The 14,004-nt window shown below is 56.1% G+C and carries 15 protein-coding genes and 1 pseudogene; 6 read left to right on the top strand and 10 right to left on the bottom strand.

Annotated elements, in window-relative coordinates:
* Nucleotides 1–41 precede the first annotated feature (41 nt).
* The 4 genes and pseudogenes from WDN02_RS10325 to WDN02_RS10310 all read left to right on the top strand — a co-directional run bounded on the left by WDN02_RS10325 (nucleotide 42) and on the right by WDN02_RS10310 (nucleotide 3,489).
* Nucleotides 42–1,392: pseudogene (locus WDN02_RS10325) on the top strand (IS3 family transposase).
* A 116-nt stretch (nucleotides 1,393–1,508) separates the two neighbouring features.
* Entirely contained in the window at nucleotides 1,509–2,057 is a 549-nt protein-coding gene (locus WDN02_RS10320) for a hypothetical protein (RefSeq protein ID WP_337293413.1), read from the top strand.
* 159 nt (nucleotides 2,058–2,216) lie between these two features.
* Nucleotides 2,217–2,486, top strand: a complete 270-nt coding sequence (locus tag WDN02_RS10315) for a hypothetical protein (RefSeq protein WP_337293412.1) — start codon at nucleotides 2,217–2,219, stop codon at nucleotides 2,484–2,486.
* A 196-nt stretch (nucleotides 2,487–2,682) separates the two neighbouring features.
* A complete protein-coding gene (locus tag WDN02_RS10310) occupies nucleotides 2,683–3,489 on the top strand; it encodes an FkbM family methyltransferase (RefSeq protein ID WP_337293411.1) in 807 nt (268 codons plus the stop codon).
* Between the two features lie 121 nt (nucleotides 3,490–3,610).
* Here WDN02_RS10310 and WDN02_RS10305 read toward each other — a convergent pair whose 3' ends face one another.
* From WDN02_RS10305 to WDN02_RS10265, 9 genes are all read right to left on the bottom strand, one after another.
* Nucleotides 3,611–4,180 (bottom strand): RloB family protein, encoded by a 570-nt coding sequence (locus tag WDN02_RS10305; RefSeq protein ID WP_337293410.1) that lies wholly within the window; start codon nucleotides 4,178–4,180, stop codon nucleotides 3,611–3,613.
* Between the two features lie 77 nt (nucleotides 4,181–4,257).
* Nucleotides 4,258–5,514: an ATP-binding protein gene (locus WDN02_RS10300; protein ID WP_337293409.1), complete on the bottom strand. Its 1,257-nt coding sequence runs from the start codon at nucleotides 5,512–5,514 to the stop codon at nucleotides 4,258–4,260.
* Between the two features lie 92 nt (nucleotides 5,515–5,606).
* On the bottom strand, nucleotides 5,607–5,867 hold the full coding sequence (locus tag WDN02_RS10295) for a hypothetical protein (protein ID WP_337293408.1): 261 nt from the start codon (nucleotides 5,865–5,867) through the stop codon (nucleotides 5,607–5,609).
* Between the two features lie 181 nt (nucleotides 5,868–6,048).
* Entirely contained in the window at nucleotides 6,049–7,170 is a 1,122-nt protein-coding gene (locus WDN02_RS10290; RefSeq protein ID WP_337293407.1) for a hypothetical protein, read from the bottom strand.
* Nucleotides 7,163–7,378 (bottom strand): hypothetical protein, encoded by a 216-nt coding sequence (locus tag WDN02_RS10285; RefSeq protein WP_337293406.1) that lies wholly within the window; start codon nucleotides 7,376–7,378, stop codon nucleotides 7,163–7,165. Before WDN02_RS10285 ends, WDN02_RS10290 begins: the two co-directional genes overlap by 8 nt.
* 74 nt (nucleotides 7,379–7,452) lie before the next feature.
* Nucleotides 7,453–8,196, bottom strand: a complete 744-nt coding sequence (locus tag WDN02_RS10280; RefSeq protein WP_337293405.1) for an HK97 family phage prohead protease — start codon at nucleotides 8,194–8,196, stop codon at nucleotides 7,453–7,455.
* A gap of 4 nt (nucleotides 8,197–8,200) precedes the next feature.
* Nucleotides 8,201–9,004, bottom strand: a complete 804-nt coding sequence (locus WDN02_RS10275; RefSeq protein WP_337293404.1) for a hypothetical protein — start codon at nucleotides 9,002–9,004, stop codon at nucleotides 8,201–8,203.
* Nucleotides 9,005–9,406: 402 nt separating this feature from the next.
* Nucleotides 9,407–9,910: a MerR family transcriptional regulator gene (locus WDN02_RS10270; protein ID WP_337293403.1), complete on the bottom strand. Its 504-nt coding sequence runs from the start codon at nucleotides 9,908–9,910 to the stop codon at nucleotides 9,407–9,409.
* Between the two features lie 279 nt (nucleotides 9,911–10,189).
* Nucleotides 10,190–11,071 carry a hypothetical protein gene (locus WDN02_RS10265; protein WP_337293402.1) on the bottom strand — a complete coding sequence of 294 codons (882 nt, stop codon included), beginning with the start codon at nucleotides 11,069–11,071 and terminating at the stop codon, nucleotides 10,190–10,192.
* Between the two features lie 761 nt (nucleotides 11,072–11,832).
* Here WDN02_RS10265 and WDN02_RS10260 point away from each other — a divergent pair.
* The gene (locus WDN02_RS10260; protein WP_337293401.1) at nucleotides 11,833–12,051 is read left to right on the top strand and encodes a hypothetical protein; all 219 of its coding nucleotides are present in this window, start codon (nucleotides 11,833–11,835) and stop codon (nucleotides 12,049–12,051) included.
* A gap of 101 nt (nucleotides 12,052–12,152) precedes the next feature.
* The gene (locus WDN02_RS10255; RefSeq protein ID WP_337293400.1) at nucleotides 12,153–12,506 is read left to right on the top strand and encodes a hypothetical protein; all 354 of its coding nucleotides are present in this window, start codon (nucleotides 12,153–12,155) and stop codon (nucleotides 12,504–12,506) included.
* A gap of 230 nt (nucleotides 12,507–12,736) precedes the next feature.
* Here the strand turns inward: WDN02_RS10255 and WDN02_RS10250 are convergent, their stop codons facing one another.
* Nucleotides 12,737–13,978 carry a hypothetical protein gene (locus WDN02_RS10250; protein ID WP_337293399.1) on the bottom strand — a complete coding sequence of 414 codons (1,242 nt, stop codon included), beginning with the start codon at nucleotides 13,976–13,978 and terminating at the stop codon, nucleotides 12,737–12,739.
* Between the last annotated feature and the right edge of the window lie 26 nt (nucleotides 13,979–14,004).

Raw genomic sequence — 14,004 nt, 5'->3', positions numbered from 1 at the left:
AAGGGAGGATTTCTGGTTCATCGTAGCCGTAAGGAGCGAAGATGAAGCAGAAATCCGGACTGGGCAAAGCGCCGGCAGAACAAGTACTGAAGGACATCCGGCGCCAGACGCGTCGGCAATACTCTGCGGAGGAGAAGATCCGCATCGTGCTGGACGGATTGCGTGGTGAAGAATCGATCGCGGCGCTGTGCCGGCGCGAAGGGATCGCCGAGAGCCTTTATTACAACTGGTCGAAGGAATTCCTCGAAGCCGGCAAGAAGCGGCTGGCGGTGACACGGCGCGTGCCGCCACCACCGACGAGGTCAAGGTGCTTCGCAAGGAAGCCCGCGATCTGAAGGAGGTCGTTGCCGAACAGGCTCTGGAATTGCGATTGCTTAAAAAAAGCATGATCGCGGATGGGGGCGACGACGAATGAGATACCCCACCTCGGAGAAGCTCGAGATCATCCGATTGGTCGAGCGATCACACCTGCCGGCACGGCGCACGCTGGAACAACTCGGCATCCCACGCGCCACTTTCCACCGCTGGTATGATCGGTTCCTGACCGGCGGCGTCGAAGCGCTCGAGGATCGTAGTCCAAGGCCTTGCCGGGTGTGGAACCGCATTCCCGAGCCCGTGCGGGAACGGATCGTCGATCTTGCCTTGGACAAGCCCGAGCTGTCGCCACGGGAACTCGCGGTGACCTTCACCGACACAGAAGACTATTTTGTCTCGGAAGCTTCGGTCTATCGTCTGCTCAAGGCGAATGACCTGATCACCAGCCCAGCCTTCATCATCATCAAGGCCGCTGACGAGTTCAAGGACAAGACGACGGCGCCCAACCAGCTCTGGCAGACCGACTTCACCTATTTGAAGGTCATCGGCTGGGGCTGGTTTTACCTCTCCACCATCCTGGACGACTTCTCCCGTTACATCATCGCCTGGAAGCTGTGCAGCACCATGAAAGCCGAGGACGTCACCGACACGCTGAACCTGGCGCTTGCCGCATCAGGTTGCGACCAGGCAACGGTGCATCAACGGCCGCGCCTGCTGTCCGACAATGGGCCTTGTTACATCGCCGGAGAACTGGCCGACTGGTTGCAGGATCGCGGCATGGATCATACGCGTGGTGCGCCGTGTCATCCCCAGACCCAGGGCAAAATCGAACGCTGGCACCAGACCCTGAAGAACCGCATTCTGCTGGAGAATTACTTCCTGCCCGGCGATCTTGAAGCCCAGATCGCAACCTTCGTCGAGCGCTACAATCATCGGCGGTATCACGAGAGCCTTGCCAATCTTACCCCGGCCGATGTCTACTTCGGACGCGGTCATACCATCCTGCTGCACCGAGAAAGGATCAAACGAAAGACTATCGAACAGCGGCGCTTGCAGCATCGCAAAGCCGCAGCCTAAAATGACAACCCAGATGACCCAGAGCCTCCGCTAAATCAGGCCCCCATCTGTCTCAATTTATCTGACGACGGACAAATGACACCTTTTGCTCTTCCTGCGGAAACCGCCTGACGAGCGTGCCTGTTAGCGAAAAACCAAAGAAGCCCACCTCTCCGAAAGTCGGCTGCCTAGCCATTCTTGCGGTTTTTGGGTTGGGGATTTTTGCCGCGGCGGTTACCAGCAACGGCAACAAGAATAATGCGCCCGCACAATCGAACGCCACTGACTCTTCTAACGAGAGTTCCCCGACGGTGCAGTCCGATGAGGCAGCGCCCAGCGCCCCAAGCCAGCCAACGTGCGCAGACGATTGGAAAGCATGCAAAGACAACTCAGACCTTGCGAACAATAGTACCCACGCACTCAGTGCTGCTCAGGTTGGTTGCGAAGAAGAGGTGAAGCGGCGCAATAAATATGGCGACCCAAAATTCTGTACCGGGTTTCTATGCGAAGACTTTACGAAATTCCGCACCGGCGATGACGCGCCAAGAACCGGCATTCTGACGCTTACCGATGACCAGTTACAGCTGCAAAACGGATATGGGGCTTGGGTTCATATGACGGCAGTTTGTACCTATGATCTGAAAAATGAAACCGTTCAGGACCTCTCTATTTATGATCAAAACTAAAAACACGCTGCGACGGATCCTCATTCCACTGTCGCTGTTGCTTCTATCGCCCGCTATCGCCTCAGCAACCGCATGCCACGCGACGCCCGGCTCATATACCGACGTCGATGGCGATACGGTGCACCGGCCCGTTTGCGCTATCACGCGCGGGTATCTGTCATGAAAGCAGTTCTTCTCGATATTGCAGCGGTGTCAGGTTTTACATCGTGCGCTTTGTGGTTTTACGCTGCAGTTCAGCGTGTGCCTTATGACCCGAACGAGGTCGACGAACAGGGAATGACCCCGTGGGCGTTGCATCAACGGGAAAAAGACGGTCGTCAGGTCGATATCTTAAAGACTGCTGACAAACAGACTTATTGGAATCGCTGGGCCGCCCTGGCCGCCGGAATCGCCGCTCTGGCGAACGCTATTTCATTGGTAATTAGCTAGCGCGGCTTGCCGTTCTCCGGCCATTCCTCATCGCCGCGCTCGATCACGTCCCAGCGTGAGATCGGCTGCTGCTTTCTTCTCGATTCAATTGCGATCACTTCTCTTATCGCGAAAACGTGATCTAGGCTCGCGACCTGGGCACTCAATAATTAAATAAACTCGACAAAAACATGCACGACGCAGGGAGGGTTTCGACATGCTTCGTGCCTTAAAGAACCGTCTGAAACAATCCATGCTGGTGCAGACGACTTATCGCCGGTACGTGCAGCCGCACATGCCTCAGTACGAGCAAGAAACTTATATTCTCAAAAACATGAAATTCGATCAGTGCGTAGATGTTGGCGCCCACGCCGGAACCTACAGCATTTTGCTGAGCCGCCGCGCGAATCACGTCTTTGCCTTCGAGCCGTCCAAGCACTCGTTCGATATCTTGCAAAATCTAAGGTTGCCGAACGTGACCGCCTTCAACGTGGCGCTAAGCAATGAAAACGGCGAGGCAGAAATGTCATTCCCGCGACTAGGCGGTGATATCGACTACGCCCTCGCAACGCTGCGTACGCTGCGTACGAATGAGTACGAGAGTGTCGACGTTGAGAAAGTGCAGCTCTCACAATTCAACGACTTCGGCACTCAAATCAACTTTAACAGGATCGACTTCGTTAAGATTGACGTCGAAGGGTTTGAGATGAATGTCCTGCTCGGGATGGATCGCTTGATTGCTCGGCGCAAAGCCGCCCTGCTGATAGAGATCGAGCAGAGACATAATCCAAACTGTCGCGAGGTATTTGAATATCTCGGCGCGCGCGGATATGAGGCGTATTATACATTGGAAGGCGCGGTACTAAGAAAGCTTGATATCGACATTCTGCCGAGCCTGCAGACCAAAGAAAAATTGATACGCGATAGCGCCCGCAAGTTTCGCGGTGGCGAGCCCAGGGAATACATCTTGAATTTTTTCTTCCTACAACCTGAGCACAAGTCGCGCTTTCTCATCGCCGGATAGCGCCTCGGGCATTAGACCGGCGCGTTAACAAGGCTGATGCGGGCGACGACGACCCTATGACTATTGAGCCGATAGAAAGGCGAATTGCGCTTTCCATCAGATATAATCCAGTGGCGCGGCACTACTTGCTTTTTAGAGTTTTCATAAAACCCACCAGTTCATGCACGTCGGTATAAGCTTCTATCCCCGGAAGTCGGCTGAATCGTTGTTTGAGCACGGCCGCACGCTTAGTAGCGGCATCAAGGTTCGGCAACGTTGCAGCATATGTTCCGGCATTTCCCTTTTCGTATCCGATCAGTTGCTTCTTCAATTTCGCCAAAGCTTCATCGCGATGCATGGGCGCCAAGATATTTGTGAAATGCAACAGAAGCCGCAATTCAAAGCAAGGAACGCTAACGATCGCCTTGAAAGATACAAATCTGTTCTCATCATTTCTATATCTGCGGTTCCGCGCCTCGGCCATTTTAATCGCATCGGCATAAGTCCGATGCTGGTCGCGATCGAAAACGACAAAAATCCTTTCGTAGCGTTTTGACTTTAAGAACTCCGCCTCAGCGCCTTCCACTATTTGCTGTGGCTCGGTTCCCAAAGGGCTTTGAATAATTCGCACATGCACCGTGGGAAGCTTCGACTCTTGTCGGATCTCCTCAAAATAGTTTACCTCTGTTTTTTCGCCTTCGCAGACAACCAACACCCTTTCGAAGGGCGGCTTGGTCGGCGCCCTGCGCCGTAGGTCTCGGCCGCTCCTCGCGCGGGAGTGGCGTGCCACTAGGTTAACCTTGGCGTGCGAAGTGTAGGTACTCCGCCATAGCGGCCCGAAAGATATCCACGCTCGATTGCCTCGCTCTTACGCGGCGAAAAGTCGGAGAGCGGATGCAACTGCGAAGATTGATTTTCGTCTTTCTCCGCAAACCAAATCTGATCGCGACGCAACAAATCTCCTTCAAGCAACGAAGTATCGTGCGTTGTGAAAATTAGTTGCGCGCCGTTCTGGTTTAAATCCGGATTTTGAAATATTCCGATCAGCTGGCGTACTAGAAGCGCGTGCAAGCTCCGGTCAAGCTCATCGACGACAAGCACCTTTCCCTGCTCGATTATATCGAAAAGAGGGCCGGCAAGGGCAAAAAGCTTTCGTGTTCCTTCGGACTCATCGGAAAAGTCGAATACGGCGCCGCCAGACCTACCTCGATGCTCGAAAATCGGAACTGTCACATCACGAAGTTCTTTTGGAACCGCCTCAATCTTTCCTGTTGCAAGATCGAATTTCATTCCGGCGGTGAAGCCTTCCTGAGTCCTGAGTTGGATATTGGCGATGCCAATGTCCGCAGCCGAAAGAAACTCCCGCGTACGGTCGGCGGTTGTCTTGGCGATTTGCGAGATCGTGTAATCCGGATTCGGGACGATGCCATTTTCGAAAACCACTAGCTTCTCGGTCAAAAACTCGAAAACCGGCAGCAATTGGTCGCTATTCAACTGCACGGCGGTTGATAAAAAAAGCGCATTGTCGCGCGTGGCTTCGCTCCACAAAGATTTGGAGCCTAAGAGGTGCGTGCTGAACTTGTATTCGTATTTCTGAGATGCCTCGTCAAAAATCCGCTCATACCACGTAGTTGGCTGCCTCGTTTTGTACACGATAAGCCATTCACTTAGGATTTTCCGCGGGGTCAGTGTGAAACCAAACTGGTAACGGGTGCTGCCTAAGAGAAAAGTGATCTCGTACTCAATCGGTAATTGATCCGTGGCGGGATCAAGACGGAAGGGCTGAATATTGAACGTCTGCCCCGCCTGCAGCTTTGCAGAATCATTCACTATGCCGCGTAGCAGCTGCATCGCGCGAACTAGATTCGATTTGCCGCCCGCATTCGCGCCGTAAATCGCTGCAGTTCGGAGAAGCCTCGGGACCGCCTTATTCCCGGTCGCCCTGACGCTAAGCTCCTCGTTAGAGACATCGGTTGACGCGACGAGATTGAGGACAGCCTCGTCTCGAAAGGAGCGAAAGTTTTTGACCCGAAATTCGATGATCATTGTTGATGCTCAATCTATCTTATATTTTCGCATATAATATGCAATATTGTAAATTAAAATAGCATCCATGGTTATTTTTTAACCGCCGCCCCCTAAGCCACGTCGCTCATCACCGGCCAGCGGTGCAACTTGGCCTCTATCGCGCCTTTGGTCTTCACAGTCGCCTTATGGACGTTCCCGTGAACATGCACATGCGCCTCAATGTGCCCCTCTGTCGCCGCTGCGGCCTTCGCTGAGCCGGTCACGGCGCCGGAGGCCAGTCCCGTGGCCCGCCTGTCATCATGCAGCCTCTTGCCCCACGCCGCGCCAAGGCAGGCTCGCACGCCGGGCTGGTGGACTCGGTCTGCCGGCAATCAACAGAGTTACCCGGTAAGTCCTTCCGCCGATATCTAGAATATTTCGTCGATGCGACGCACGTTAATGGGGCGAGAGCGGGCCGCGAAGTGTCATCGCATGGTCTGCGTTTCTAGGGAAACCGTCGCGGAAAGGGATGAGGGGAAGCACCTCGTCGCGGGACCGCTCTCGCTTTATGTCTCACCCCGCCCGCCAATCCGGTTCATCAGGCGTAGCAGGCGACGGTGGTTGCGGTAGGTTTGCGCCCGAAACGTCGGGAACGTCGTTGAAGGGCGCGCCGTGCAGGCCAGCCTTAACCACAAGATTCAGCGTCGTCGTTGTGCCGTTTGCGTCTTGCTCGTACACAACGGACTGTGCGTACAAAGTCACCGCCGAATTCTGCGTCGGGAACAACATTGGCGAAAGCAGCGTGACACCGTCGCCCATTTCCCACAATGTGCCGTCGTCTTTTTTCCAGCCGACGACAGTGACGGCAACACGCAACTCAGTTTGCGCGGTGATCGCTTGATCCCAATTGACCCGCGCCGCCATATCTGTCGCATCGCCGGGGTGCTCGGCCAGAGACAGGCTAAACCAGTTCGATGGATAGCTTGAATTGGTGGCAGTTGCCGATATTGCGCGCGGTGGCCAATTGTTGTCGGTGCCGGGTTGCTGCCCGGTCGTTTTCCAAACTGACATCGACAGTTGATTGTTCCACGTCAACGTGGCGCGCAGTATGTTTTGCCCTTCAACGAGGTCGGCCACGACGCCATTGTCCGCCGCGCCGGCGCAGAGGTTCCCGTTGGTGTCATCCCAAATAAACAGGCCCCGCATAATCGCGATGCGTTGAATAAATTCAGCGCACGTCTCGCCGTATTGAACAGCCAAATTCGCAAAAGGCTTCGAAGCAATCGAGGGCGCATTTTTCATAATCAAGTTGACGGGATGCGGTGCCATTACGGCGCGCGCAGCCTGTTCGAACGTATATCCGTCGTAGGTTCCCGGCTTCACGACAACGCTCGACTTGCGCAAGTGCTCGATCTTGCTCTTGCCGGCGATAACGACTTGATGCGATTTCGCATCGTAAGAAACCGAACGGTTAGTAACAAATCCGTTTATCACCTGAACGCCGCCCAGATTAATGGTGACAGGTACACCAGGAACGAGAACTAGTTGGCTGAAGTTCGTACCGTAAGCGCCCTCGGTTGGCGTGAACTCGAAAACCGAAAAGTCACCGTAGACACGCTCAACGCGCACAGATTCCCAAGCGGAATAGATCTGGCCATTCGCCTCAATGGTTGCGATGAAGTCTGAGTCAGCCATCGAGCACCTCTGGATTGGCGAGTATCACTTCCGTCAGCGCTGCTTTTTGTTCCGCCGTCACACGATCAGCGTTGTTGACGTTAGGCCATTGTGATACATTCTTAGCGTCCGCAATCGGCCAGCGTGTCAACGCTGGCTTCGGTGCTTTGACGTCGTCGCTGTTTGTCATCGTAGAGTCCTTAAACACCGCCTCGGCGGCTTCGATCACTGCCGCGCGCCGCGAATGCAGCGGGCGAGTATGGCGGCGGCGAAGTGGCTGCGTTTCGTAACGGCGAGGCTCGATCATTTGCGCAACAACTTGCGCGCCGCGCGAGCGCCGCGAGCAAGCTCTGTGGCGTCAAGGGCGGCGGCCTCTACAGGTTGATCGCTGCTTGCCTTACCAGCAAGTATGCGTCTGGCCTCGCTTGTCCCACGAGATTCGGCGCTAGTGCGCGTCGATTGAAGAAGGCGGGTCGCCTCTGCTGCACCGTTTCTGAAGCGGCGCTCTCGGCGAGACAGTGGTTGCTTACTGCTGCCGTTTGCAGATCTGATTCTCGCGCCCGGATCAGCAGGAACCGGCACCGCCGAAACTTCCAACGGTTCCCAATCTGTGACTTCGGTAACGTCGAACTGGCCTTTGTCACCTTCAATGCGCGTGCTGGCGTGGATCAGATAGCCAACGCTGATATTCTTGATAACACCTTCCCGTATTTTCGAAATGGTGTCGGCATCGCTGCGCGCCGAACTCAACTTTACAGTGGCAATGCCCCTGCCGTTTTCGATCTTCGCACTGCCTGGCACAACCGAGCCGATGACGTTGCTTAGCTGATCGGAACTATGCGTATCAAGCAGCGGCGCGCCGCTATTCAACCGCCCGAGGCGCACGTTGCCGGCACCCATCAGCAACCGCTCGACAAACGAGTCGCCGAAGTCGTCGGTGCGCACGACGTCGCTGCCGGTGCTCCACACTATATCTATTGTGTTGTCAGACTCGTCGAAACTCGCGCTGCGAACTCGCGCCGGGCTGTATGATTTGGTATTTTTCATTATCTTAAGCCCATTCGTTCGGCGGAAGCGTGATTTTGCGAGAGCCATCGGGTAACGTTTGATCGCCGTAAATTTCGGCTACAGCAGGCGCGCTCATGAAGTCGCCCAGGGGCGTTTTCACTGTGCCGGATGGCTGGGCGCCACCCTGCAACGTGCCACGGCGTAGTTGCGCAGCAGCGGCGATAGCGGGGTGGATACTTGCGCTCGCAAGTGTCGAGTTGAAATGCTCAATTCGCCCTGTTGGCCGCAGACTCAGTTTTCCAAAACCATAACCGTCAATCGCCCATGGCGCTTCGCTACCCTCCGCGGCGGCAGGAAGCTTCGCGATCGTGCCAATTTCGAAAGCATAATTTGCCGCATTGATGCGATACTCACCTTCCGGCAAATGATCGTTCGCGGCTTCAATCGCTGCGCGCTGGGAGTCAATCGCGAAGAAGATATCCGCGACAGCTTTGGCGCGTTTCTCATATTCGGCAACGAGCCGCTCGACTTCGGCGGCGGCGGCGACACCAGCGTCAAAAAGTGCCTGGCGGCGAGTCTGCTCAGCGCTGGCCTTGGCTTCAGTCAATGCCGTGCGCGCCGGCTCAAGTCGGGCCGATGCACGTAGTCCGGCGCGCTTCAGGCGGTCGATTTCAAGCGATTTGGCTTCGAATTTCGCGTCGTCAGGATCCAGCGCCAAGGCAGGCAACGCGGCCTCAGCGGCTGCAATGTCAGCCTTGATTTTACGCAGTTCAGCCGTGCGCTCTGTAACGGCGTGCTCAGCGTCGGCAACGCTCGGCTCAGCCGGCGTGATTTTCAATTTCGTCATGACACCTCGTAAAGTGAAGAAATGGGTGCGGCGCGCTAGCCTTATCCGCATGATTACCAAGGCCGCCGCGACGACGGAGGCTAGCTTGCTGCTTTTCGACGGCCCGCTCGCCGTCAAGGAAAAGTCGCGGCAGAAAAAGTGCGCGCGGTGGCGCGAGTTTACTTCTCAGCGCCGAATTATCGCGCGCGAGAAATCGAAAATTATCTCGTGATCGCAAGACCTTGCGCGACGTTAGACGCGCGCCTGTTGGTTTTGGAAGTAAACATAAAAACCTGTTTCAAAATTTTGGAAACGGAGTCCAACCGGGGTGGCGCGTTACCCCCAGGCGGAGGGTGGCTCAGGAGAACCTAGGATTTCGCCACAATTGGGAATGGCTCGCGTGGCCGCACGTACTCAACCCGTTCAAGGGTAAAACTCTTCGCGGCCGTCCCTAAAAATCTTGGCAGCCGAGGGTGTGATTTGTACGGCACCCTTCCCAGCTATCGCCAGATCAACGCGGCGCAGCACTTCGCTGACATCCACGACGACGGCGCCGGGTTTATCGGAGAAGATCTGCCGCACGGCCTCGGCGAATTCCGTCGCGTCAGTGACGCCATAAATTGTGGCATCCCCATCTCGCACGACCAAGTATGTTTGCAAGCCGTCGCGATTCAACTGCCCTTTTGGGCGTTTGAACGAACGTCGATCAGAAAATGCCGCTGAGGCGAGCGCCGCCTTGGCGGTTGGTAGGCCGAGCCTGCAAAGTTCGCCAATTACCGCCAAGCGGTGAAGATCGCGAATTGAAAACTCGCGACGACCACCCTTCCCCGGCTTGGTGGTTTCGATAACACCTCTATCGAGCCAACTTGCGACCGTGGCGGCTGGCAGGCCGGTCACGGTTGCCACGTCGTGTAGTGCATACGTCAATTTGAAATCTCCAACGAAGACTGTTGTTACGGTTGGCCGAATAAAATAAGCCGCCCACGAATGGGCGGCTAGGTACGCGCAGGACCGCGAATGCGCGACAGGTTTATTGATTGGGCGCCCGGTACATCCGCGGTGCGCCAGCGCCGTGTTTGGCGTAAAGTCAGGGAATCGCGGCAGCGCTCGTGACGTCGCCGCCGCGACTACAACCCGATCGGGGGATGCAAGACGACGAGGAAACGCACCACCCATTATAGAGTCACGCAACGCGGGACTTTGCTATCAAGCCGCCTCGGCGAGCATGGGCAGGTTGTCGTTCGCGGCTTGCAATGCCTTTCGGATCAACGCAGTGCCAAGTGCGCTGGCCGCGTTGTATTTCTTGCCCATAGCCTCGCCAATCGATCGGGCTGTTCTTCGATTGACGACGGTCAGCCTCAGCACTTCGAAATTCTCGTCGCCAATCGCAGATCGCAGACGTTCAAGCACAAGCCGAGCGTCAATCGGATTGTCGGGTGCGAATGGCCTATTCACGGCGCCCGCGCTTTCGGACGGTGTGACGGCCGCTGGCGACCCATTATGGGCGTTGTCGGCTTTTGGATCTGGGCCGCGCGGCCTGTAAAATTCTTCTGTGCCGACGTTAATCCAAACGGCTTTTTGCTTACCTTCGATACGACGCTCAGATCGGTATTGGGCGTAGCTTTCTTTGAGCGCTGTTTTGACAACTTTGCCGTTGATTAACTGGGTGCGCCAAACGTGGACGACCCGGAAATTTGGACAGTGCGACCCACCCTTCCGGCCGTCTGGCAGGATAGTCCAGTATGCCCCGTCAGCGCCGGCCACGCATAAGTCGTCCCAATCGTGCATGTCAGTGCTTTCGCGCATGCAATAGTCGATTCCATAGCCACTGTTACCGATCGTTTTGCCATCCTCGTCGCGCGGCAGTTCGTCCATCAGGCCCGCAATAGACAAATCACCGTCAGCGCCGTATGCACTGGCCGGCGATGGTAGGTTGTTGTGTGGCTCGGCGGCGAGTTCGAATAGGTAAGAGAGCAGCGCGAGCAAGGCGCGACTGGCCTGATCTTTTGCATTGAGCCGCATAGCCGGCCATGAATGGGATTTGGCGCCGGTAATCGGGTCGTGGTTATCATTAGCAGCCAGCAACATGTCGTCGTCGGGCGCTCGGGCCATTATTCCTGCCACAAGTTCGGCGTGCTCGCGCGGCTCAGCCGGCGCGTAAATTAAAGTCATAAAATCCTCGTCGTCTGGTGAATGCCGCTAATGCGGCTTATGGCCTTCGGCCCAGTAATCGAGCAGCGCCCTCGGCGACTCGCTCGAAGCGGCAAATCAGATTTGCCTATCTATAAGTATATCATACCGAGCGTTGCTGAGCAGGGTACGCCGCCCGTTTCGGTGTTGCGATAAGTCATTGCGGCAGAGGCAACTATGTACACATACAGGACGGCGACGAAGATCATTACAACACCGTAACGAAAAACAGTCGCTGTTTTGCGTAGTGTATCGCGTCGGCAACATTCCCACTTGCACAGTTATGCCCGGTATCAACCGTGCAGCGAACTGTGCAACTGGGCATTCGCCACGGCGGCAGTTTCGGCAGCGAATTGCTTTTGATGCTGAGGGCCGGTCGTCTTGAGTTTTCCCGACGATCTGGTGGCCAAACTCTGGCCACCAGAATTATCAGCGTTTCTTATCTCCCATATCGACTTGCGCAGACTGATATGCTCAGCGCGCTCGGACGCGCTTAGGTCGGATTGAGTAATGGGAAACGTTTGCCCACTACTCTGGCCACCTGAACGCCACACAGCTTGCCTTCCTTGCTTTGCGCGTTGAGGAAGTCGAAGCCGAGCGCGCGAAGGAGCGCATGGCCAAAGGTGGCGAGTTACGCTGAATGGATGTATGGTGCCGCAATGACGGACGAGAATCCGAAACCCAAACGTCGCTTAAACAGAGATCAGCGCCGCGCCCTGGATACGGCCGAGGTGGCCTCGTTTGTCAAACAGTATGGGCGTCGCGCCCAAAGAGGCGTCGAACCAAATGATCGTCAAATTGACGAAGACGTCGCGCGCCGTGTGAAGCGCGCAGATCCCACCACGCTTGATCGCCTTCTGCACGATGACGAAGATTAGCCGACATTCGCCAAGGCACGCGCCGCGACGCCGTCCTGTTCAGCGTGGGCGCAAACGCCAGCCACGGCCTGCGAAGGACGGCGGAAGATAAACAGCGAGCCGTGAGAACGTTGTTAACCGACGATGAATGGAAGAAATTTCCGATTCGCAAGATCGCGCGGCTTTGCGCGGTCGACGAGGGCACGGTTCGGAATCACATTAAAAAGCTATCTGCGGAATTTCCGCAGATAGAGAAGCCGACTACGCGCACCGTCGAACGCAACGGCACCGTTTATGAGCAAGATACATCAAATATCGGCAAGACGCCCGATATTCTGCCAAGCAGCGAACCGGCGTCAGTCAACGCAATCTGTAAAACTCGGAAAGCTGAAAACGCGCACCGGAATGCCGCCCTCTGCCTCGCAAGCCATCGTGGCTCTAAGTTGGAAACCGACAAGCGTGAGGGCCACCAATAGGATGGCAGCAGCGAAAAGCATGACTTTTGCGTCGTCCGTTAGCATGTGGCCTCGTCAGTTTTCCTTCGTTTGCCTAGTTGCACAGTGTTGCCCAGTTCTAACCGGGCAACTTCCGTGCAGCTGTGCAGGCCCGAGAAGCCCCAGCGCGGCCCACTGACGGCTGCTTCCATCGCAGCACCGTCTCGATAGGCCGCGAGCGAGAAGGCTGGCCAGCGGCGCGCTGTCGCGATCTATGCAGCTTCCGCCGCGATGGCCCGATACTCAGGCTTGCCATTGTAGACGCGGCGTTCGAAGGCTAGCCCGAGCAAGTGGCCGGTATCCTCGATATCGCCCAAACCAACAGCCCGACGCAGTCGTTCAAACTGCCTTTGGCCGTGCTCCTGTTCATCGGCGCTTGATGATTCCAAAATAATGGACTCCGTTAGCGTCTCGCCAGTTTCAGTTCGCAGCGTCGCAACCAGCGCATTGTCTCCGGACGGCCCTTTGACTTCCGAATTGACTATCTCAACCCGCTGCCATTGCCGCGCCTTGGAAGGCACGTTCGAATTGGCGGGTGCGGCCGGTGTCGGCTTGGCGGGTGCGGGTTTGGCGGCGCTTTGCATTCCGGGAGCGTCTTCGTCGTACCGCTGCTGCTTTAACCAGTTGACCAGATATCGCCGCTTGCAGCCGGGCTTCGCTTCGGCGGCCAGCCGCCACGCGGTCGCGACTTCGACAAGGTGCGCCTGCATGGCCGTGTCTGGATTTAGCTCGTCGTAGGCGGCTCGGGCTGCGGCCTTATCCCGACGCACACCGTACGCATTATAAAGCGCTTCAAAGCCGTCCTTCCCCGCCGCCTCGGGCGCGGCGCCCGCGGAAGCGGAAGCGGCGTCGCCCGAAGGCGCGGAATCAGTTATTCCTTCCTCTCCAATTAGGCCGTCTTTTAGGTCGGCTAATTGGAGGTCGGATTCGGTATCGTCTACATTACCACTAGGGCCCCTAGCGGTATCGTCTACATTACCACTAGTGGTATCGTCAGCATTACCACTGCGGCCCAGTTCGCTAGTGGTATTGTCCGCATTACCGCTAGGCTTTTTTGCAACCAGATCGAAAAGGGGTTTATATTTCGTCGGACTGGTCCCGATGCCCTTTTGAAGCACGTCAAAAGGCCCCTTTTCAGTCAAACGCCTAAGGGATGAAATGACATTGGGGCGGGCTGCCCCCGTCGCCACCTGAAGATATCGAAGGCTGGCGCGGCTATTGCCGAAGTCCTTTGAATATTTGTCGACGATCTCGTATGCGATCGATTTGTCGAGACTGGTTGCCCAATCTGATCGGCTCACCAAGCCGTATAACTTCCATTGGTACTTGAGCGAGTCGGGCCGCTCGTTTTTATCGGGTGTTTTCATTGGCGACACGGCCCTCATGAGCGGTCCAAGCAGCGTCAGCGAGTTGCCGAGCATAGCCGCCTTGGAATTGAGCGAAACGAACGCCATGCTTCGCAGGCGAGAAAACGAAGCGT

Origin of the sequence: Methylovirgula sp., assembly GCF_037200945.1 — a bacterium.
GTDB lineage: Bacteria > Pseudomonadota > Alphaproteobacteria > Rhizobiales > Beijerinckiaceae > Methylovirgula.
This window is presented reverse-complemented; position numbering and strand designations above follow the sequence as displayed.

Coding starts and splice junctions, on each gene's coding strand:
- WDN02_RS10315 (WP_337293412.1), top strand. CDS start 2,217: ATGAAAGCAGTTCTTCTCGATATTGCAGCGGTGTCAGGTTTTACATCG.
- WDN02_RS10310 (WP_337293411.1), top strand. CDS start 2,683: ATGCTTCGTGCCTTAAAGAACCGTCTGAAACAATCCATGCTGGTGCAG.
- WDN02_RS10300 (WP_337293409.1), bottom strand. CDS start 5,514: ATGATCATCGAATTTCGGGTCAAAAACTTTCGCTCCTTTCGAGACGAG.
- WDN02_RS10290 (WP_337293407.1), bottom strand. CDS start 7,170: ATGGCTGACTCAGACTTCATCGCAACCATTGAGGCGAATGGCCAGATC.
- WDN02_RS10280 (WP_337293405.1), bottom strand. CDS start 8,196: ATGAAAAATACCAAATCATACAGCCCGGCGCGAGTTCGCAGCGCGAGT.
- WDN02_RS10275 (WP_337293404.1), bottom strand. CDS start 9,004: ATGACGAAATTGAAAATCACGCCGGCTGAGCCGAGCGTTGCCGACGCT.
- WDN02_RS10265 (WP_337293402.1), bottom strand. CDS start 11,071: ATGTTGCTGGCTGCTAATGATAACCACGACCCGATTACCGGCGCCAAA.
- WDN02_RS10260 (WP_337293401.1), top strand. CDS start 11,833: ATGACGGACGAGAATCCGAAACCCAAACGTCGCTTAAACAGAGATCAG.
- WDN02_RS10250 (WP_337293399.1), bottom strand. CDS start 13,978: ATGGCGTTCGTTTCGCTCAATTCCAAGGCGGCTATGCTCGGCAACTCG.